At 74.5% G+C, this 20,847-nt stretch carries 15 protein-coding genes and 1 pseudogene; 6 read left to right on the plus strand and 10 right to left on the minus strand.

Annotated elements, in window-relative coordinates; all coding sequences use genetic code 11:
• Positions 1 to 43: 43 nt before the first annotated feature.
• The 9 genes and pseudogenes from QQY24_RS05570 to QQY24_RS05605 form a co-directional block, all read right to left on the minus strand.
• A complete protein-coding gene (locus tag QQY24_RS05570) occupies positions 44 to 967 on the minus strand; it encodes an LD-carboxypeptidase (RefSeq protein ID WP_301971541.1) in 924 nt (307 codons plus the stop codon).
• 107 nt (positions 968 to 1,074) lie between these two features.
• The gene (locus QQY24_RS05575; RefSeq protein ID WP_301971542.1) at positions 1,075 to 3,045 is read right to left on the minus strand and encodes an LpqB family beta-propeller domain-containing protein; all 1,971 of its coding nucleotides are present in this window, start codon (positions 3,043 to 3,045) and stop codon (positions 1,075 to 1,077) included.
• A 3-nt stretch (positions 3,046 to 3,048) separates the two neighbouring features.
• A complete protein-coding gene (locus QQY24_RS05580; protein WP_301971543.1) occupies positions 3,049 to 4,353 on the minus strand; it encodes a M20/M25/M40 family metallo-hydrolase in 1,305 nt (434 codons plus the stop codon).
• On the minus strand, positions 4,346 to 5,179 hold the full coding sequence (locus QQY24_RS05585) for a M55 family metallopeptidase (RefSeq protein ID WP_301971544.1): 834 nt from the start codon (positions 5,177 to 5,179) through the stop codon (positions 4,346 to 4,348). The genes QQY24_RS05580 and QQY24_RS05585 overlap by 8 nt, the downstream gene beginning before the upstream one ends.
• Before the next feature lie 85 nt (positions 5,180 to 5,264).
• Positions 5,265 to 5,984 carry a bifunctional 2-polyprenyl-6-hydroxyphenol methylase/3-demethylubiquinol 3-O-methyltransferase UbiG gene (locus tag QQY24_RS05590; protein WP_301971545.1) on the minus strand — a complete coding sequence of 240 codons (720 nt, stop codon included), beginning with the start codon at positions 5,982 to 5,984 and terminating at the stop codon, positions 5,265 to 5,267.
• Positions 5,985 to 6,123: 139 nt separating this feature from the next.
• Positions 6,124 to 6,615, minus strand: coding sequence for an ATP-binding protein (locus QQY24_RS34700; protein WP_367658041.1), 492 nt, complete (start codon positions 6,613 to 6,615; stop codon positions 6,124 to 6,126).
• Positions 6,589 to 8,606, minus strand: a pseudogene (locus QQY24_RS05595) (SpoIIE family protein phosphatase); the annotation flags it as partial. The gene QQY24_RS34700 and the pseudogene QQY24_RS05595, both read right to left, overlap by 27 nt.
• A 152-nt stretch (positions 8,607 to 8,758) precedes the next feature.
• Positions 8,759 to 11,167 carry an MFS transporter gene (locus QQY24_RS05600; protein ID WP_301971546.1) on the minus strand — a complete coding sequence of 803 codons (2,409 nt, stop codon included), beginning with the start codon at positions 11,165 to 11,167 and terminating at the stop codon, positions 8,759 to 8,761.
• A gap of 198 nt (positions 11,168 to 11,365) precedes the next feature.
• The gene (locus QQY24_RS05605) at positions 11,366 to 11,809 is read right to left on the minus strand and encodes an SRPBCC family protein (protein WP_301971547.1); all 444 of its coding nucleotides are present in this window, start codon (positions 11,807 to 11,809) and stop codon (positions 11,366 to 11,368) included.
• Between the two features lie 134 nt (positions 11,810 to 11,943).
• Between QQY24_RS05605 and QQY24_RS05610 the strand changes: the two genes are divergently transcribed.
• The 3 genes from QQY24_RS05610 to QQY24_RS05620 all read left to right on the plus strand — a co-directional run bounded on the left by QQY24_RS05610 (position 11,944) and on the right by QQY24_RS05620 (position 15,350).
• Complete coding sequence (locus QQY24_RS05610) at positions 11,944 to 13,005, plus strand: Rv2578c family radical SAM protein (protein WP_301971548.1); 1,062 nt, start codon at positions 11,944 to 11,946, stop codon at positions 13,003 to 13,005.
• Positions 13,006 to 13,139: 134 nt separating this feature from the next.
• On the plus strand, positions 13,140 to 14,702 hold the full coding sequence (locus tag QQY24_RS05615; protein ID WP_301971549.1) for an alpha/beta hydrolase: 1,563 nt from the start codon (positions 13,140 to 13,142) through the stop codon (positions 14,700 to 14,702).
• Between the two features lie 123 nt (positions 14,703 to 14,825).
• Entirely contained in the window at positions 14,826 to 15,350 is a 525-nt protein-coding gene (locus QQY24_RS05620) for a GNAT family N-acetyltransferase (RefSeq protein ID WP_301971550.1), read from the plus strand.
• 7 nt (positions 15,351 to 15,357) lie between these two features.
• Here QQY24_RS05620 and QQY24_RS05625 read toward each other — a convergent pair whose 3' ends face one another.
• Complete coding sequence (locus tag QQY24_RS05625; protein WP_301971551.1) at positions 15,358 to 15,939, minus strand: adenylosuccinate lyase; 582 nt, start codon at positions 15,937 to 15,939, stop codon at positions 15,358 to 15,360.
• A gap of 370 nt (positions 15,940 to 16,309) precedes the next feature.
• Here QQY24_RS05625 and QQY24_RS05630 point away from each other — a divergent pair, with 370 nt between their 5' ends.
• The 3 genes from QQY24_RS05630 to ccrA all read left to right on the plus strand — a co-directional run bounded on the left by QQY24_RS05630 (position 16,310) and on the right by ccrA (position 20,846).
• A complete protein-coding gene (locus tag QQY24_RS05630; RefSeq protein ID WP_301971552.1) occupies positions 16,310 to 18,115 on the plus strand; it encodes a 3-hydroxyacyl-CoA dehydrogenase family protein in 1,806 nt (601 codons plus the stop codon).
• 156 nt (positions 18,116 to 18,271) lie between these two features.
• The gene (locus tag QQY24_RS05635) at positions 18,272 to 19,090 is read left to right on the plus strand and encodes a TetR family transcriptional regulator (protein WP_301971553.1); all 819 of its coding nucleotides are present in this window, start codon (positions 18,272 to 18,274) and stop codon (positions 19,088 to 19,090) included.
• Positions 19,091 to 19,508: 418 nt separating this feature from the next.
• Positions 19,509 to 20,846, plus strand: a complete 1,338-nt coding sequence (ccrA, locus tag QQY24_RS05640) for a crotonyl-CoA carboxylase/reductase (protein ID WP_301976155.1) — start codon at positions 19,509 to 19,511, stop codon at positions 20,844 to 20,846.
• The last annotated feature ends 1 nt before the right edge of the window (position 20,847 follow it).

The following is a 20,847-nucleotide window of genomic DNA, read 5'->3' on the forward strand; positions in this document are numbered from 1 at the left end:
ACGGCCCGGCGCCCCGGCACGCACCCCGGCGCGGTGGCGCCGGTCAGCGCAGCGCGGGTTCGTCCAGCGTCAGCGTGCCGGCGCCGGCGTCCAGTTCCGCCGCGACCCCGAAGGGAACGGTCGGCGCGCCCGCCCCGTGCCCGAAGCCGAACGCCTCGACGACGGGGACCCCGAGGCCGCCGAGCCGGTCGACGAAGACCGCCCGCAGCGCCTCGTACGGGCCGCACCCGCTCCAGGAGCCGAGCCCGATCCCGGCGACGCCGTCGAGCCAGCCGGAACGCAGCAGCTGGGTCAGCATCCGGTCGATCCGGTACGGCTGCTCGCCCACGTCCTCGACGAGCAGCAGCCCGCCGCGGGCACCGGGACGGGCGGAGGGGGTGCCGAGGTCACTGGCGAGCAGGCTCAGGCAGCCACCGAGGGTGATCCCGCGGGCCCGCCCGGGTGCCAGGGCCGGGCCCGCCGCGGTCAGGGTGCGGACGGTCTCCGGCGCGAAGAGGGTGGCCCTCAGGTGCTCCTGGGCCCGGGCGTTCTTGAGGAGGTCGACGCCGGCGGCGGCCGGTCCGTGCAGCGTGACCAGGCCGAGGCGGGTGGCGAACGCCTGGTGCAGGGCGGTGATGTCGCTGAAGCCGACGAACACCTTCGGTCCGGCCTCGCGCATCGCGTCCCAGTCGAGCAGGTCGGCCATGCGCTGGGCGCCGTAGCCGCCGCGGGCGCACAGCACCGCGTCCACGGACGGGTCGCACCAGGCCCGCTGCAGGTCGGCGGCACGGTCGGCGTCGCGGCCCGCGAGGTAGCCCAACTCGCCGTGCCGGTCCAGTACGTGCGGCGCGGGCACCGGGTCGAGGTCCCAGCCGCGCAGCACGTCGAGCCCCGCCTGCAGCCGCTCCTCGGGCACCGGCCCGCTGGGGGCGACGACGGCGACCCGGGCGCCGGGGGCCAGCCGGCGGGGCCGGAGGAGTTCCTTCATGCGGTGTCCTTCGTGCGGTGTCCTTCGTGTGGTGTCCCGTCGCGGCCTGCCGCGCGCGGTCTTCCTCGCGGTGCCGTCCTCGTGGTGCTCCTCTCCCCGGGCCGCCTTCACGGGGTCAGCTTCACCTCCGGCACCCCGGGCGTCGGGTCCAGTCCGAACACCTGGGCGTACAGGGACAGTTCCGCCTCCAGGGCGCGCACCAGGGTCTCGGCCCGCCGGAAACCGTGCCCCTCCCCCGCGAAGACCAGGTAGGCGTGGGGCACGCCCCGGCCCTCGATCCGGGCGAGGAAGCGCTCGCACTGGGCGGGCGGGCAGATGACGTCGTCCAGGCCCTGGAGCAGCAGGAACGGCACGGTGAGCCCGTCGGCGTGCGCGGTGGGCGAGCGCTCGGTGTACCGGTCCGGCACCTCGGCGAGCGGACCGACCAGCGACTCCAGGTAGCGGGACTCGAAGTCGTGGGTCTCCCCCGGCCCCCAGGTGGCGAGGTCGAGGACGGGGTAGACGATCGTGCCGCAGGCGTAGGCGTCGGTCGTGGTCAGGGAGGCGGCGGCGGTCCAGCCGCCCGCGCTGCCGCCCCGGATCGCCAGCCGGTCCCGGTCGGCGGTGCCCTCGTCGGCGAGGGCGAGCGCGACGGCCGCGCAGTCCTCGACGTCGACCACGCCCCACTGCTCGCGCAGCCGCTCCCGGTAGGCCCGCCCGTACCCGGTGGAGCCGCCGTAGTTGACCTGGGCGACGCCGATGCCGCGCGAGGTGAAGTAGGCGATGGCGAGGTCCAGCACGAGCGGCGCCCTGCTGGTGGGTCCGCCGTGCGCCCAGATGACGTACGGCGGCAGCTCCCCTTCCGGGGCGGCGCGGCCGGGGTGGTGCGGCGGGTAGACGTGGGCGTGCACCTCGCGGCCGGCGGGGCCGGTGAAGGTGCGGACCTGCGGCTCGGGGTAGTGGGCGGGGTCGACGGGGTCCCGGTGCCGGGCGCCGATCACCCGGGCCCGTCCGCTCCTGACGTCGAGCTCGACGATCTCGTGGGCGCTGCGCGGGCCGGCGCCGACCGCGACGACCCGTTCGCCGAGGGCGGCGAGGGCGGGCGCGAACTCGGTCCACGGCCCGGCCGTGTCGACCACCTCGCCGGACTCCGGGTCCATCACCCCGAGCACGGCCGGACCGCTGCCGTGCACGACCGCGATCAGCCCGTTGTCCAGCGGCGCGAACCAGCGCAGGCCGAGCTTCCACAGCGGTCCCGCGAACTCCTCCTCGCGCGGGCACAGCGCGGTGCCGTCCCGGTACAGGTTCCACCAGCCGTCGCGGTCGCTCGCGTACAGCAGACGGCCGTCCGGTGACCAGTCGGCCTGTGCCACGGCCTCGTCCGTCCCGCCGGCGACCGTGCGGACCGCGTGCAGGGTGCCGTCGCCGCCGATCTCGGCGACCAGCAGTTCGGTGCCCTCCCACGGCATGCGCGGATGGTCCCAGGCGAGCCAGGCGGCGCGCCGGCCGTCGGGCGAGACGCGGGCTCCGGTGACGAACCGGTGCCGGTCGTCGGTGAGTTCGCGCACGGCGGCGCGGTCCTCGGCGGCCGAACCGTCCAGCGGTACGGCGGCCAGGACGCGCCGGACGTCACCGGGGCCGTCGCCGGTGAACTCCTCCAGGACGCACCACACCTCGCCGCGCTCGAGGTCCACCCGTGGTTCCGCCCAGCGCAGCCCGCCGCCCACCGCGGACAGCGGGGTCAGCGGGCGCGGTTCGCCGCCGGGCTCGTAGCGGTACAGCCGCTGGTCGGCGAAGTGCGCGAAGACCACCAGCGGCCGGCCCCCGCGCACCACCCCGGTCCAGGGCCGGCCACCGTACTCGATGACCCGGCTGCGCACGTTCCACGGCGCCGGCAGCACCGGCTCCTCCCGGCCGTCGGCGTGGCGGCGCACCAGCGCGCGCCGGCCGCCCTCGGCGGGCCGGGGCTCGGTCCACCAAACCTCGTCCCCGACGAACTCCACCCATTCCGGCTGCCCCTCGTGCGCGGCGGCGAGCGCCGCGTCGATGGGCGAGGGCCAGGAACCGTACGCCGACCTCTGCACCTCGTCCTCCTCCATCGCCTAGGCCGTCCGCAGGAAGCGGTCGAGGACACGGACCCCGAAGTGCAGCGCGTCGACGGGGACGCGCTCGTCGACGCCGTGGAACAGCGCCTGGTAGTCGTAGCCCTCGGGGAGCCTGAGCGGGGCGAAGCCGTAGCCGGTGATGCCCAGCCGGGAGAACTGCTTGGCGTCCGTGCCGCCGGACATGCAGTACGGCACCACGTGTCCCTCGGGCGCGAACGCCTCGACGGCGGCCCGCATCCGGGCGTACGTCGGCGTGTCCAGGGGCGCCTGGAGGGCGACCTCGCGGTGCAGGTACTCCCAGTCGACGTCCGGACCGGTGAGTTCGTCGAGGGTGGCGCGGAACTCGTCCTCGGTGCCCGACAGATGGCGTCCGTCCACGAAGGCGACGGCCTCTCCCGGCACGACGTTCACCTTGTAACCGGCTTCCAGCACGGTCGGGTTGGCGCTGTTGCGGACGGTCGCCGCGACCAGGTCGGCGGCCGGGCCCAGCTTGTCCAGCAGCCGGTTGACGTCCGTGAGGTCGGCCTCGATGCCGTAGAGGGCGGCGAGTTCGGTGAGGGCGGCCCGCACGGTGGGGGTGAGCCGGAGCGGCCAGGCGTGTTCGCCGATGCGGGTGACGGCGGCGGCCAGGCGGGTCACCGCGTTCTCCCGGTTCACCTTGGAGCCGTGACCGGCCCGGCCGCGCGCGGTGAGCTTCAGCCAGCCGGTGCCGCGCTCCCCGGCGGCGATGGGGTAGATCCGCCGGCCGGCGCCGTCGTGGAAGGTGAAGGCGCCGGACTCGCCGATGGCCTCGGTGCAGCCCTCGAACAGGTGGGGGTGCCGGTCGGCGAGGAAGCCGGAGCCGTCCTCGGCGCTGGCCTCCTCGTCGGCGGTGAAGGCGATGACGAGGTCGCGGCGGGGCCGCACCCCCTGCCGGGCCCAGGCCCGGACGACGGCGAGGATCATCGCGTCCATGTTCTTCATGTCGACGGCGCCGCGCCCCCACACGACGCCGTCGCGGACCTCGCCCGAGAGGGGGTGCACGCTCCAGTCGGCGGCCTCGGCCGGCACGACGTCGAGGTGGCCGTGGACGAGCAGCGCGTCGGCGGCCGGGTCGGTGCCCTCGATCCGGGCGACGACGTTGGCCCGCCCGGGTGTCCGCTCCAGCAGCCGGGGCTGCAGGCCCGCTCCGGCCAGCCGTTCGGCCGCGTACTCGGCGGCCGGGCGCTCCCGGCAGTCCCCGCCGCCCCGGTTGGTGGTGTCGATCCGGATCAGGTCCGAGGTGAACGCGACGACCTCGTCCAGGGCCTGCTCGTCAGCCATACTGCTCCTCCACCGCGGCCGAGGCGATCGTGGTGACCGCCTTGAAGGTACGGATGCCCTCGTACATGGTGCCGCTGGTGTACGCCACCTTGCGCTCTCCGGTGCGGGCGACGCCCGGCACGACGGTGGCGGCCAGCGCCAGGTGCTCGGCGTCGAACTCCACCGCGACCGTGAACGGGCCGTCCGCCGCGGGTTCGTGGCGGACCGCCAGTCCGGTGGCCTCCTTGGCGGCGGCGCGGATGTCGGCGGCGGTGCGGGCCGGGGTGCGGCACACCGCCGCGTAGCGCGACACGTGGTCCTTGACGGCGACCTTCAGCGCCCCGGGCGCGTATCCGAGCGCGTCCTCGCAGGCCACGTCGTCCCCGGTGACGAGGACCACGGGGACGCCGTACTCGGCCACCACGTGCGCGTTCAGCAGCCCCTCGCTGGCGCGGACGTCGTTCAGCCACACCCCGGTGATCTGGTTGGCGAGGTAGGTGTGGGCGAGGACGCCCTCCGTGCCGGCGCCCGCGTGGTAGCCGACGAACGCGATGCCGTCCACGTCGCCGTGCTGCACGCCCTCCACCATGGACAGCGCCTTGTGCCGGCCGGTGAGCATCTCGATCCGCTCGTCCAGGTGCTCCAGCAGGAGGTTGCGCATGGTCCAGTGGGCCTCGTTGACGAGCACCTGGTCGGCTCCGCCGTCGAAGAAGCCCAGGGCGGCGGCGTTCACGTCCGAGGTGAACAGGGCCCGGCACCGCTCCCACTGCGGCGTCCCCGGCAGTACGTCGGCCGGCCAGGTGACGCCGGTGGCTCCCTCCATGTCCGCGCTGATGAGGATCTTCATGCCGGGCACGTTACGCGGTGCGCGCGGCGGCGGCTACGGCACGGACACGCGCCGCCGCACCGGCGCCCCGCCCGCTCCGGCCGCGCTACCCGGCCGCGAGGACGAACCAGCGGGCCGGGAGGTCGATGCGGGTGCCGTCCGTGAGGTGCTCGGTCTGTGGCAGGGTGGTGTCGCCGCTGGCCAGGGTCTTCAGGCCGGCCCCGGCCAGCAGCTTCGGTATCTCCTCGTCGTCGGCGTCGGCGGGCTTGAGACCGTGCTCGAACACACGGCGCAGCTTGGGCCCCGGGCCGTTCGGGCCGGAGGCGGCGCGCCGCAGCACCTCGCGGGAGCCGGAGGTGAGTTCCACGACGAACGCGCGTCCCCCGGTGCCCGTGATCGCGGCGATCGCGGCGGCCACCGCGGGGCGTGCGGCCGGTTCGCTCTGGTGGATGACGGCGCGCATGTACACGTTGCTGTCGCCGAGCCGGGTGTGCAGCGCGCGTACCGCGCCGGTGTCGGTGAGGTCGAGCTGCTGGAACTCGACGGGGTCACCGGCCGCGGCGCGGCGGGCGTGCTCTATGGCGGCCTGTGAGAGGTCGACGCCGACGGCGCGCGCGAACCGGGTGGCGAGGTAGCGGGTCTGGGTGCCGTTGCCGCAGCCGAGGTCGACGATGGTGCGCGCGGTGTCCACGTACGGCAGGAACAGTTCACTGTGCGGTGCGGCGGTCAGCGAGGGATCGGCGTCCCAGATCGCCTCGCCCCGGGTGTCGGGGGTCTCCCGCCAGTAACTCTCCCACGCGCTGCGGTAGGTGTCCGAGACGTTCATGCGATCTCCCCACGGGTCGGTTGCGTGATCGGGATATCGCGACCGCCGGGAGTTCGGCAAGGGGCGGGCGCCCGCCCTCACCGGTGCGCGGCCGTCCGGCCGGGCGGGGGCGCACCTGGGACCGCGGGCGTCCGCGGGGTCAGCGGACGGCGCGGGCCGGGGAGAGGGACTGCTCGAACCACACGGTCTTGTGGTGCCCGGTGGTGGTGGCGCCCCACTCGCGGGCCAGGCGGGTGACCACGCGCAGGCCGCGGCCCGCCTCGTCGTACGGGCCGGTGCCGAGCAGGGCGGGCAGGGCGGGCTCGTCGTCCGTGACCTCGAACAGCAGGGCGTCGGCGCGGATCAGGCGCAGGCCGATGTGGTGCCCGCCGCCGTGCCGGACGGCGTTGGTGACGACCTCGCTGACGAGGAGCCGCGCGTTCTCCACCGCCTCGGGCAGGCCCCACCGCTCCAGCTGCTCGCGGACGGACCGGCGGGCCCGGGCCACCTCGCGCGGGTCGGCGTCGAACCGCCACTCGGCGACGTGATCGCCGGGGATGCCGTTGAGCCGGGCCATGAGCAGGGCGACGTCGTCCTTGCGGCCGCCGCGGGTGTTGAGGGCGCGGATGATGGTGTCGCAGGCGTCGTCCATCGAGGCGGCCGGGTGCGCGGCGGACTCGCAGAGCGCGGCGAGGCCCTCGCCGATGTCGGAGCCGCGCACCTCCACCAGACCGTCGGTGCACAGCACGAGCCGGTCGCCGGGCGAGACGGGGATGACGGTGGACTCGAACGGGACGCCGCCGACGCCGACGGGTGCGCCGGTCGGCAGGTCGACCAGTTCGCTGCGGCCGTCCTCGGCCCGGACCAGGACGGGCGGGATGTGCCCGGCGTGGCGAGGCGGAGTTCGCCGCGGATCGGGTCGTAGACGGCGTACAGGCAGGTGGCGAGGTAGTTCTCGCCCAGCCGCCGGGCCAGGTCGTCCAGGTTGCGCAGGAGCTGGGCGGGCGGGGTCTCCATGGCGGCCATGGTCTGCACGGCGGTGCGCAACTGGCCCATCATGGCGGCCGAGTTCAGGCCGTGGCCCATGACGTCGCCGACGACGAGGGCGGTGCGGGAACCGGGCAGCTTGATGGTGTCGAACCAGTCGCCGCCGATCCGGCCGAGCCGGGTGCCGGGCAGGTAGCGGGTCGCCACGTCGCACCCGGCCATGCGCGGGACGACCTGCGGGAGCATGCTGTCCTGGAGGGTGTCGGCGACGTTCTCCTGGTAGGTGTACATGCGGGCGTTGTCGAGCACGAGGCCCGCGCGGGCGGCGAGTTCGGCGCCGGTGGTGCGGTCCATGTCGTCGAACTGCGGCCGGTCGGGGCGGCGCATGAGCACCATGAAGCCGAGGACGACGTTGCGGGCCTTGAGCGGCACGATCAGCAGGGACCGGCCGTTGATGAGGGGCCGCAGGTCGCGCTTCTCGAACTCGCCGGAGATGTCGTTGCCCATCTCCTCGGTGACCCTCGGGATGAGGACCGGCTCGCCCGTGACCATGCACCGGTAGAACGGGGTGTGCTCGGGGAAGGCGAAGGCCTCGCCGACGGGCACGGTGTCGTCCCAGCGGCCGGGTTCGTCGTTGTGCTCGACCCAGACGCGGTGCATGACGGTGCTGGCGTCCGGCGGACCGTCGGGGAACCCCTCGCCGGCCAGGACGGCGGCGCGCAGGTGGGTGCCGGCGAAGTCCGCGAAGCGGGGCACGGCGGCGCTGGTGACCTCGCGGATGGTCTCGCCGAGGTCGAGGGAGGTGCCGATGCCGGAGCTGACCTCGTTGAGGAACTCCAGCCGCTCGCGCGCGGCGGCGTACTCCAGGTCCTGTTCGGCACCCGCGGGCACCACGGCCGCCGTCCGCTGCCGGGGCAGGAAGGACTCGGGCAGCGGGCGTCCGGCGCGGCGCGGCACGCCCCAGTACGGGGTGACGGGCACCTGGGCGAACTGGCTGAACTCCAGCACCGGATAGCCCAGTTCCAGGATCTGGGAGACGATGCGGCCGCTGAGTCCGGGGCCCATGTTGGGCAGGATCTCGGGCAGCCGCCGTTCGAGTTCCTCGGAGGCGGGCAGTTCGGTGTGGCGGGCGAAGCCGGGCGAGATGCGCTCGGCGGTCTCGTCGTCACAGCCGCGCTCCTGCCGGAGGCTGGTGGCGTCGGCGGCGAGCACGAGCATCCGGGAGGGGCCGGGCCCGACCAGCGGGTAGGCCCACCACAGCACGTCCAGGCGCGGGGCGCCGGCCTCCGGCGCGGGCCGGGCGTTCCCGGGGACGGTCACGCGGGCGCGGCCCGCGGTCGGGTAGGCGGTCCGGCCGCCCAGGGATGCCTCCAGGTCGGGGCCGAGCCCGTCGTGGGCGTCATAGGCGGCGTAGGCGTCCGGCGCGACCTCGCCGGCGAGGTCGTCGGGGAGTGCGCCGGAGACCGGGAGCAGGTCCACGGCGGGGTGCCCGACGGCCTCCTCCTTGCCGATGCCGAACAAGCGGCGTGCGCCGCTGCTCCAGTGGGACACCAGGCCGTCGCGGTCGACGACCACCACGGCCAGCGGAATCCGGCCCGCCGCGGCGTCGCAGGCGCCGCGGCCGGGAGGTGCGTCCCGCTCGCTGCCACGGTCCATGGCCCAGGCCCTCTCTCCCCACGGCTGTTCGCAAACGATCTGTGCCGCCGTCACTACGGTACGGCGGCGGCCGGTCGCGATGTGTGGCAATCCTGGAAATGGCTCCACCGGATCGCACCGGCGCGCAACCCAGCGCGCCGGTGCGCCCCCGGTCAGTCCTCGTGGCCGAGCTGCAGGTCGCGCTCGGTGCGTCCGCCGCCCGCGACCTGCAGAACGGTGGCGACCGGCGGGTAGCCCGCGGCGATGACGGTGTACTCGCCGGAGGAGAGGTCCACGAAGCGGAACGCCCCGTCCGCTGCGGTGGTGAGGGTGTCCACGACGTTGCCGGCGGCGTCGAGCAGGGTGACGCGGGCGTCCTCCACGGGACGGCCCCCGCTCGCCCGGACGGTGCCCTTCAGCACGGCGCCGCCGGCCAGTTCGACGTCCTGCCGGGTCTCGCGGGAGGCCTGGACGGTGACGGGGAGCGCGGCGGGGCGGAAGGCGGGGGCGCTGGCGGCGAGGGTGTACTCGCCGGCGACCAGTTCGGTGATGACGTAGCCGCCCTCGCGCCCGCTGCGGGTGGAGGCGACGACCTCGCCGTGCACGTTGGTGAGGGTGACGGCGGCGTCCCGGACGGGGGTGCCGTCGGCGGTCAGCACGCTGCCCGCGAGGCGTCCGGCGCCGCCGAGGACGACGTCGAGTTCGACGGGGCGCTCGCCGACGGTGACGGAGACGGCCTGCGGCTGGTGGCCGGCGGCGGCGGCGATGAGGACGTAGGAGCCGGAGCCGGGGGTCGCGAGCGCGTAGCGCCCGTCGTCGCCGCTGGCGCCGCGTCCGATCTGCTGTCCGGCGACGTCGATGAGGGTGAGCGCCGCGCGGGGCACCACGGTGCCGTCGGGGTGCTGGACCGTGCCGCACACGGCGATGCCGGCGGCGTGTGCCGTGCGCGCCCGCGGGATGGCGGCGCTCGGCGGCGCGCTCTCCCGTCCGGCAGCGGGGGCGTTGTGGGGCGCTGCGCTGTTCAACAGGGGGGTCTCCTTGAGGAAGAGGGCGATGAGCAGGCCGAGGACGAGGACCGGGACGAGGTAGAGGAAGATGCGGGGCATGGCGTCGGCGTAGGCGCGGATGTAGGCGTCGCGCAGGGCCGGTGGCAGCGCGTGCACGACCTGTGGGGTGAGCGACTCGGGGTCGGGCAGCCGGACGCCCGTGTGCGGCGGGACCCGCGCGCGCAGGGCGTCGTTGAGGCGGCCGGCGAAGAGGGTGCCGAAGACGGCGGCGCCGACGCTGCCGCCGATCTGCCGGAAGTAGTTGTTGGCGCTGGTGGCGGTGCCGAGGTCGGCGGGGCGCACGGAGTTCTGCACGGCGAGGATCAGGACGGGCATGACCAGGCCGATGCCGGCGCCGAGGACGGCCATCCAGACGCTGTAGTGCAGCCGGGGCGTGTCGGTCCGCAGCCGGGACAGCAGCCACATGCCGGTGGCGGCGAGGGCGCCGCCGAGCACGGGGTAGGCCTTGTAGCGGCCGGTGCGGCTGATGAGCTGGCCGCTGGCGATCGAGGCGACGACGATGCCGGCCATCATGGGCAGCATCAGCAGCCCGGACTCGGTGGCGCTGGCCCCGTCGACCATCTGCAGGAAGGTCGGCAGGTAGCTGGCGGCGCCGAACAGGGCGACGCCGATCACCAGGCCGACCAGGCCGGAGACGGTGAAGACGGAGTCGCGGAACAGCCGCAGCGGGATGACGGGTTCGGCGGCGAAGCGCTCGGCGACCAGGAAGAGCGCGGTGGCGGTGACGGTTCCCGCGCCGAGGCCGAGGATCTGCCGCGAGTCCCAGGCGTACTCGGTGCCGCCCCAGCTGGTCAGCAGCACCAGGCAGGTGGAGGCGGCGGCGAGCAGCACCGCCCCGGGGACGTCGAGGCGGGCGCGGGACGCGGGCCTGGGCAGTTTCAGCACCGCGGTGACGACGGCGAGGGTGACCAGGCCGAAGGGGACGTTGATGTAGAAGCACCAGCGCCAGGAGAGGTGGTCGGTGAAGTAGCCGCCGAGGAGGGGGCCGGCGACGGAGGCCAGGCCGAAGGCGGCACCGATCAGACCCATGTAACGGCCGCGCCGCCGGGGAGGCACGATGTCGGCGATGATCGCCTGGACGCCGATGACGAGGCCGCCGGCGCCGGCGCCCTGGACCGCGCGGAAGGCGATCAGCTGGTCCATGCTCTGCGCGCGTCCGGCCAGTCCGGAGCCGGCGACGAAGACCACGATGGCGAACTGGAAGACGCCCTTGCGGCCGAAGAGGTCGCCGAGCTTGCCGTACAGCGGCAGGCCGACGGTGGAGGTGAGCAGGTAGGCGGTGATCGCCCAGGACATCTTGTCCAGGCCGTGCAGTTCGCCGACGATCTTCGGCAGCGCGGTGGCGACGATCATCTGCTCCAGCGCGGCCAGGAGCAGGGCGAGCATGAGTCCGACGAAGACCAGCCGGACGCGGCGCGCGTCCGGCTCGGCCGGGCCGGCCGAGCCGGCCGGTGGCGCGGGCTTCCCGGGTGGTGCCGTGACCGGCTCGTCCCGCACCAGAGTCGTCCCGCCCACGTGCCGCTCCCCTCGTCGCACCCGTCACACAAGTCCCGCGCAAGGCGTCAACTGTGAACAGGTACGGCGAGTTACGGCACGATCCCGGTCCGAACCGGAATCCACCCGAACCGGTGAAGGGGCACGACGTGCGCGCAACACCCCTTCACCAGCCGGGAGTTGGGCTGTGGAACGGGTTCCTCCCGGGGACCGTCGCGGCTACTCCTCGACGCGTGCGGCGAGGTTGGCGAGGACCGCGTCGTAGATCCGGCCAAGGCCCTTGGGGGCGAAGGTCTTCTCGAAGAAGCCGCCGATGCCGCCGGCGCCCTTCCAGGTGGTGGTGACCACGACGCGGGACTTCCCCTCGCCGGCCGGGGTGACGCGCCAGGTGGTGACCATGGAGGAGTTGCGGTCCTTCTCGACCAGCTCGCCCTCGGTGGGCTCGCTCACCTCCAGGAGGCAGTCGCGCACCCGCTTGCTGGTGGCCTGGAGCTTCCAGTGGACGAGGGTGCCCCCGCCGTCGCCGCCCTCGCGCACCTCGTACTCGCTGAAGTGCTCGGGCAGCAGCTCGCGCCGCGTGCCGCGGTAGTCGGCGAGGGCGTCGAACACCTTCTCCGCGTCCGCCGCGACGACCCGCTCCGTAGTGGCCTCGACCTGCGCCATTGCGTTCCTCCAGGACCTCGTTGCTCGGGCTTGGGACAAGCCAACCACCCCGGCCTCCACCCGCCCAAATCGGGGTCCGCACGATCATGGGAACACATGTTCTATTGTGTGGGAAGTGCTACTGAGGAGGCGTCATGCGCTGGGAGAACCTCACCGCCGGGTCCGGAGCGTCCGGGGAGCCCGAGGGCCACGGCCGGGCCCCCGACGCCGCGCTGTTCGGCGCGGACGCCGTCACCACCCGCACCTTCGACACGCCGGAGTTCCGCGGGACCACCTTCCACGAGGTGCGGGCCCGTTCGGTCCTGAACCGGGTGCCGGGCGCCTCGCGCCTGCCGTTCGAGTGGACGGTGAACCCCTACCGGGGCTGCTCGCACGCGTGCGTGTACTGCTTCGCGCGCAGGACGCACAGCTACCTGGACCTCGACACGGGGCTCGACTTCGACACCCAGATCGTGGTCAAGGTGAACGCGCCCGAGCTGCTGCGCCGCCAGCTGGCCTCCGCACGCTGGCAGGGCGAGCACGTGGCGGTGGGCACCAACGTCGACTGCTACCAGCGCGCCGAGGACCGCTACCGGCTGATGCCGGGCATCGTCTCGGCCCTCACCGAGCGCGCGAACCCGTTCTCGATCCTCACCAAGGGCACCCTGATCCTGCGCGACCTGGACCTGCTGACCCGGGCGGCGCGGGCGACGGAGGTGGGCATCTCGGTCTCCGTCGGCTTCACGGACCCCGCGCTGTGGCGCACGGTGGAGCCCGGCGCGCCGGCGCCCGAGCACCGCCTGGACGTCGTGCGCACCCTCGTCCGGCACGGCATCGGCTGCGGGGTGCTGATGGCGCCGGTCATCCCGTTCCTGAGCGACGACCCGGCCCAGCTGCGGGCCACGGTGCGGGCGATCGCCGCGGCCGGGGCCACCTCGGTGACACCGCTGGCACTGCACCTGCGGCCGGGCGCCCGGGAGTGGTTCACGGCCTGGCTGGGCCGGCACCACCCGCACCTGGTGCGCCGCTACGAGCGGCTGTACGCGGAGGGCGCCTACGCGCCCAGGTGGTACCAGCGCCGGATCACCCGTCAGGTGCACGAGCTGGCACGGGAATACGGCATCGGGCCCACGCGCGCGGGCCCGGCCCGCCGGATCCGGCCGGTGACGCCGGATCCCCCGGCCCGGCCCGGGCCGCCCCGGCTCACCCCCGTCTGAGCGCGTTCGGGGGCATCCCCCGGCCCGATCGGGTCACGTACGACCGGAACGGGTTCCGCGGGCCCCCGTTGCCGGGACGATGCGGCGAGAACCGCGGCCCTCGCGGTTCTCGCCGCATCGTCCCGGGAGGACAGATGAGAACACGCGCAGCCGTGCTGTGCGCGGCCGCCGCCGTGGTGGCGGGATCGCTCGCGGCCGTCCCCGCGCGGGCCGCCGGCCCCGCCCCCGTGCCGCGGCTCGCCTGGAAGGAGTGCGGCACCGACGACCACCCGGCGCTGCAGTGCGCGTCCCTCAAGGTGCCGCTGGACCACACCCGCCCGTCCGGGCGGCACATCACGCTCGCCCTGTCCCGCGTCCCGCACACCGCGAAGACCTCCCAGGGGCCGTTGCTGGTCAACCCCGGCGGCCCGGGCGGCAGCGGGCTGGCGCTGGCCGGGTTCGTGGCCGCCGCGCTGCCCCGGAGCGTGGCGGCCCAGTACGACGTGATCGGGTTCGACCCGCGCGGGGTCGGCAGGAGCACGCCCGCGCTGGACTGCGCGCCGGGGCACTTCCGGCCGGTGCGTCCGGACACCGTGCCGGCCACGCCCGCGCTGGAACGGGCGGACCTGGAGCGCGCGCGGGCGTTCGCCGCGGCCTGCGGGCGCGCGTACGCGGACGTCCTGCCGCACGTCGACACGGTGGACGCGGCCCGGGACATGGACGCGATCCGGCAGGCCCTCGGCGCCCGGCGGATCAACTACCTCGGCTACTCCTACGGCACCTACCTCGGCGCGGTGTACGCGAAGCTGTTCCCCGAGCGGGTGCGCCGCCTGGTGCTGGACTCGGTCGTGAACCCGGAGGGCGTCTGGTACGACGACAACCTCGGCCAGGACCTGGCCTTCGGCGACCGGCACCGCGCGCTGATGGCGTGGATCGCGTCCCACGACTCCGCGTACGGGCTCGGCCGGGACCCCCAGCGGGTCGAGGCGCAGTGGTACGCGATGCGGGCGGCCCTGGCGAAGCGGCCGGCCGCGGGCAGGGTGGGCGCCGCCGAGCTGGAGGACACCTTCATGCCCGGCGGCTACTACAACGGCTACTGGCCCCACCTCGCCGAGGCGTTCGCGGCCTACGTCCGCGACCGGGACCCCGGGCCGCTGGTGAAGGCGTACGAGCGCTTCGGGGCCGTGGACGCCTCGGGCGACAACGGCTACAGCGTCTACACGGCGGTGCAGTGCCGCGACGCCGCCTGGCCGCGCGCCTGGTCGCGCTGGCGGCGGGACACCTGGGTGGTGCACGCGAAGGCGCCCTTCGCGTCCTGGAACAACGCCTGGTACAACGCGCCGTGCGCCTTCTGGCCCACCGGCGCCCTGCCACCGGTGGACATCGCCAACGACGCACTGCCGCCGGCGCTGCTCTTCCAGGCGACCGAGGACGCGGCGACCCCGTACGCCGGCGGCGTGACGGTCCACCGCCTGCTGGCCGGCTCCGGCCTGGTGGTCGAGGAGGGCGGGGGCAACCACGGCGTCACCCTGAGCGGCAACGCCTGCCTGGACCGGTACCTGACGGCCTACCTCACCACCGGCGAGGTGCCGCGCGGACACGGCACGGCCGACGCGGTGTGCCCGAAGTCCCCCGACCCCGGGCCGCTGACCGCCAAGTCCGCCGGGACGTCGCGGTCCGGCGCCGCCCTCCACGACCTGCTGGGCTTCCGCGGCTGACCCGGCGCCCCGGCCGGCAAACGGGGGGCGGCCCCGGCCCCCGGCCGGCAATCGGGGGGCGGCCCCGGCCCCCGGCCGGCAAACGGGGGGCGGCCCCGGCCCCCGGCCGCCTACAGTGCCGTCATGGAGCACCCGCCGCCCCGCATCCGTCCGATGGCCCTCGCCGACTGCGACCGTGTCTCCGGGATCCGGGTCCGGGGCTGGCAGCACGCGTACCGCGGCCTCATGCCGCAGGCGTACCTCGACGGGCTCAGCGCCGCGGCGGACGCCGGGCGGCGGCGGGCGCGGTTCGGGCAGGGGGACGGCCCGGCGGGGGACCTGGTCGCCGAGCGGGGCGGCGAGGTCGTCGGCTGGGCGGCGTACGGGCCGTACCGGGACGGTGCCGCGCGCACCGGGGACGCCGAGCTGTACGCGCTCTACGTCGATCCCGCGCGCCTCGGCGAGGGGATCGGCCGGGCCCTGCTGGCGGCGGCGGACGCCCGGTGCGCGTGGTCCCCCCGCATGCGGCTGTGGGTGGTGGGGGACAACGTCCGCGCCCGGCGGTTCTACGAGAGCGCCGGGTTCCGGGCGGACGGCGCCGAGGAGGCCTTCGAGGTGGACGGCGTGCCCGTGACCGAGGTGCGGTACGCCAGGGACACGGGCCGCTGACGGGTCGTCAGCCGGACTGCTGCTGGGGGATCCGCGCCAGCGCGCGCACGGCCGCCTGCGCCAGGGCCGGATGGGCGAGGGCCTCGTTCAGCACGCGCCGGGCCCGGGGGTCGCCGAGCGCACCCAGGCCCTCCACGCAGGCCAGGGCGACCCGGCGGTAGGGGTCGTGCGGGCGCAGCCGCCGCTCCAGGGTGGTGATCAGGGCGGGCACGGCCTCGGGGGCGCGCAGGGCGACCAGGAGGCGTACCGGGTGCAGGGCGTAGGCGACGCGCAGTTCGTTGGTGGCGAGGGCGGCCGCGGCGCGGGCCGTGCGCGGGTCGCCGAGGCGGGCGAGGGCGTGGGCGGCGGCGGCGCAGCGGGGCGGGTCGCGGTGGTTGAGCAGCAGGACCAGGGACTCGAAGGCGCGCCGGTCGCCGGCGACGCCCAGCCGGAACGCGGCCAGTTCCCGGGCCCACAGGGGCTGTCCGGGCGCGACGAGCACCTCGGCCAGTTCGTCGTGGTCCTCCGTCGCCACCAGCCGTTCGTAGCCCGCGCCGCCCTGCGACTCCTGCCGCAGGCGCTCGGTGAGCGACCGCCACTCCTCGTTCACGGGGACCAGCGTAGGCGGGCGGGGACGGCCGGGGGAGCTACATCACAAAGTCCGGGGGCTGGCGCGCTCGTTACCCGCCGGTTAAGCTCAGACGAGCGGGTTACCCACTCGCGTGTCCGCTGACGACGGTTTGGTGACGCAGCCGTCGTGGGCGCTGGTCGGTTCGGTACATCGGTACCGCAGTACGGCCCGGCCCCGGGACAGGGCCGGCCGGAATCCGCCGTTCGCGGGCGTGTGCGCGCCCGTACCCACGGCACCGGGCGTGTGCGCTCGCAGCCCGGCAACACCCGCACCCCTTCCCGCTCCGGCGCGCGCCTTCGGGCGCACCCGGCGCGTTCCTCGTCGTCACCCTCATTCCTGGAGTCCCGCGATGGCCGCTCCCCTGTCCGACACCCCTCCGTCCCCCCTCAAGACGATCGCCGTCGTCGGCCTGGGCACCATGGGCACCGGCATCGCCGAGGTCCTCGCCAAGGCCGGCCGCGAGGTGATCGGCATCGACACCAGCGCGGCCCAGGCCGCGAAGGCCGTCGCCGCCCTGGAGTCCGCCACCGCCCGTGCCGTGGAGCGCGGCCGGCTGACCGGGCGGGAGCGCGCCGGCGCCCTGGCCCGCTTCCGCACGGCCACCGACCTGGCGGCGGCCGCCGACGCCGACCTCGTCATCGAGGTGGTCCCGGAGTCGTACGAGCTCAAGCAGCGGGTCTTCCGCGAACTGGACGGCGTCGTCCGCCCCGGGACCGTCCTCGCCACCGGCACCAACGCCCTGTCGGTGACCCGGCTGGCCGCCGGTTCCGCCCACCCCGAACGCGTGCTGGGCCTGCACTTCTTCAACCCGGCGCCGGCCATGAAGCTGGTCGAGGTGGTCTCGTCCGTACTGACCGCGCCCCAGGCCGTCGCCGCGGTCACGGACCTCGCCCTCGAACTGGGCAAGGAGCCGGTCGCGGTCGGCGACCGGCCCGGATTCGTCGCCGACGGGCTGCTGTTCGGCTACCTCAACCAGGCCGCCGCGATGTACGAGGCCAAGTACGCCTCCCGGGAGGACATCGACGCGGCGATGCGCCTCGGCTGTGGCCTGCCGATGGGCCCGCTCGCGCTGCTGGACCTGATCGGCGTCGACACCGCGCGCACCGTCCTGGAGGCCCTGTACGCCGAGTCCCGCGACCGCCTGCACGCGCCCGCCCCGATCCTGCGGCAGCTGAGCGAGGCGGGCCTGACCGGCCGCAAGTCCGGGCGCGGCTTCTACACCTACGAGGCACCGGGCAGCGCCGCGGTCGTGGCCGACGCCCTGACCCCCGCCTCCACCGGCCCCGGGGGCCCCGGCCGTCCCGTGCGCTCCGTGGGCGTCGCCGGCTCGGGCACCATGGCCTCGGGCATCGCCGAGGTGTTCGCCAAGGCCGGGTACGAGGTGGTCCTCGCCGCCCGCAGCGAGGACAAGGCCCGGGCCGCCAGGGCCCGCGTCGGCGCGTCGCTCGCGCGCTCGGTCGACAGGGGCCGGCTGACCGCCGAGGCCGCCGCGGGGACCCTGGACCGGATCACCCCGGCCGGCTCCTACGACGCGTTCGCCGGCGTCGACCTGGCCGTCGAGGCGGTCGCCGAGGACCTGGAGGTCAAGCGGCAGCTGTTCGCGACGCTGGACGAGGTCTGCAAGCCGGGCGCGGTCCTGGCCACCACGACCTCCTCGCTGCCGGTCGTCGCCTGCGCCCGGGCCACCTCGCGCCCGCAGGACGTGATCGGCATGCACTTCTTCAACCCGGCCCCGGCGATGAAGCTGGTCGAGGTCGTGCGCACGGTGCTGACCGGCGACGACGTCCACGCCACCGCCCGCGGGGTCTGCCGCACCATCGGCAAGCACGCGGTCGACTGCGGCGACCGGGCCGGGTTCATCGTGAACGCGCTGCTGTTCCCGTACCTCAACAACGCCGTCAAGATGGTCCAGGAGCACTACGCCTCCCCGGACGACATCGACGCGGCGATGAAGCTGGGCGGCGGCTATCCGATGGGCCCCTTCGAACTACTGGACGTGGTCGGCCTGGACGTCTCACTGGCCATCGAGAAGGTGCTGCACCGCGAGTTCCGGGACCCGGGGCTCGCCCCGGCCCCGCTGCTGGAGCACCTGGTGGCCGCGGGCTGCCTCGGCCGCAAGACGGGCCGCGGCTTCCGCGAGCACGCCCGCCGCTGAGGGCGCCGGCGACCGGTCCCACGCGGCGCCGGACCGGGGCGGACTGCTGGACCCGGGCGGGCGCCCCCCGCCCGGCCCGGCGCCGCCCCGCCCCCGGGGGGCGGCGGATGCTCCGGACCTGCGCACCGAGCTGCGCACATGCAGTACGTTCGGGGCATGCCCCAGTCCGCCAAGTCCTCCCGTACCCCAGCCACGCCCGACGCGCCGGAGAGCGCCGCAGGCGGCCGCGCCGCCGCCCAGCGGCTGAAAATGCGCCGGGAGCTGGCCGCCGCCGCGATGGAACTCTTCGCGACGAAGGGGTACGAGGCGACCACCGTCGACGAGATCGCGGCCGCCGCCGGGGTCGCCCGCCGGACCTTCTTCCGCCACTTCCGCTCCAAGGAGGAGGCGATCTTCCCGGACCACGACGACACGCTGATCCGTGCCGAGGCGGTCCTCAACGCCGCCCCCGCGCACGAGCACCCGCTCGACACCGTGTGCCGCGGCATCAAGGAAGTCATGAGGATGTACGCCGCCCGGCCGGAGATCTCGGTCGCCCGCTACAAGCTCACGCGCGAGGTCCCCACCCTGCGCGAGGCCGAGATCGCGTCCGTGGCCCGCTACGAGCGCCTGTTCACCCGTTACCTCCTCGGCCACTTCGACGAGCGCGCGCACGCCGACGACGCCAACGACGACCCGCTGCTGGCCGAGGTCGCCGCCTCCGCCGTCGTCACCGCCCACAACCACGTGCTGCGGCGCTGGCTGCGGGCCGACGGCCAGGGCGACGTGGAGGCACAGCTCGACCACGCCTTCGCCATCGTCCGCCGGACCTTCGGCACCGGCATCGGCGCCGGGCGCGGCCCGGCCGCGCAGCCGGCCGCCGGCGCCCCGGCGGCGGTGTCCGCGCACGGGGAGGTGCTGGTGACCGTGGCGCGCACGGACGCCCCGCTGCACGAGGTCATGCGGACCATCGAGAAGGCCCTGAAGGAGCGCTGAGCGCCCGCCCGACCTGTGACGACGGCCACCCGCCCGGGTGGCCGTTCTGGCATGTCAGGGGCTGTTTGCTGGGGGATTTCCGCGGCCGCTCGATCGATCATCGCTCATTTGTTGCGTAAAGATTTCATCTGAGATGAACTTCTGGCACTCAGTGCCTTGTCACCTGACACGCGGTGTCATACGTTGAAGGTGTCCGGGCGGCCGGAGCGCGGCGACCTCTCGCGCGACGGCTGTCCCCGCGGGCCCCGGCCCGTGCGCCCGGACGCCTGCGTCACAGGCAACCTCCCGCGCCGACCCGGCGCTGCCGAAGCACCACCCCGCCGAACCGACGGCACCCCGCACCCACCCCAGCAGCACCGACGCATACCCCCAGCGCCCCTCCCTCAGGGCGCACACCGCCGGAGGCACCACCGTGACCATGAAGGACATCCTGGCCGCGATCCAGTCGCCCGACTCCACGCCGGCCGACTTCGCCGCCCTGCCGCTGCCCGAGTCCTACCGCGCGATCACCGTGCACAAGGACGAGACGGAGATGTTCGCGGGCCTGCACACCCGCGACAAGGACCCCCGCAAGTCGATCCACCTGGACGAGGTCCCGGTGCCCGAACTGGGCCCGGGCGAGGCGCTGGTGGCCGTCATGGCCTCCTCGGTCAACTACAACACGGTGTGGACCTCGATCTTCGAGCCGCTGTCCACGTTCGGGTTCCTGGAGCGCTACGGCAAGGTCTCGGAGCTGACCAGGCGCCACGACCTGCCGTACCACGTCATCGGTTCCGACCTCGCGGGCGTCGTCCTGCGCACCGGGCCGGGCGTCAACGCCTGGAAGCCCGGTGACGAGGTGGTCGCGCACTGCCTGTCCGTCGAACTGGAGTCCTCCGACGGCCACAACGACACCATGCTCGACCCCGAACAGCGCATCTGGGGCTTCGAGACCAACTTCGGCGGCCTCGCCGAAGTCGCGCTCGTGAAGTCCAACCAGCTCATGCCCAAGCCGGACCACCTGAGCTGGGAGGAGGCCGCCGCCCCGGGCCTGGTCAACTCCACCGCCTACCGCCAGCTCGTCTCCCGCAACGGCGCCCAGATGAAGCAGGGCGACAACGTGCTGATCTGGGGCGCGAGCGGCGGGCTGGGCAGCTACGCCACCCAGTTCGCGCTCGCCGGCGGCGCCACACCCATCTGCGTGGTCTCCAGCGAGCAGAAGGCCGAGATCTGCCGGAGGATGGGCGCCGAGCTGATCATCGACCGCACCGCCGAGGACTACAAGTTCTGGAAGGACGGCAGCACCCAGGACCCCCGCGAGTGGAAGCGCTTCGGCAAGCGCATCCGCGAGCTCACCGGCGGCGAGGACGTCGACATCGTCTTCGAGCACCCCGGCCGCGAGACCTTCGGCGCCTCCGTCTACGTCACCCGCAAGGGCGGCACCATCGTCACCTGCGCGTCCACCTCGGGCTACCACCACGAGTACGACAACCGCTACCTGTGGATGTCCCTCAAGCGCATCATCGGCTCGCACTTCGCCAACTACCGCGAGGCCTGGGAGGCCAACCGCCTCATCGCCAAGGGGCGGATCCACCCGACCCTGTCGAAGGTCTACTCCCTGGAGGAGACCGGCCAGGCCGCCCACGACGTGCACCGCAACCTGCACCAGGGCAAGGTCGGCGTCCTGTGCCTCGCCCCCGAGGAGGGCCTGGGCGTGCGCGACCAGGAGATGCGCGCCCGGCACGTCGACGCCATCAACCGCTTCCGGAACACCTGAG

The organism is Streptomyces sp. TG1A-8, assembly GCF_030499535.1.
Lineage (GTDB): Bacteria > Actinomycetota > Actinomycetes > Streptomycetales > Streptomycetaceae > Streptomyces.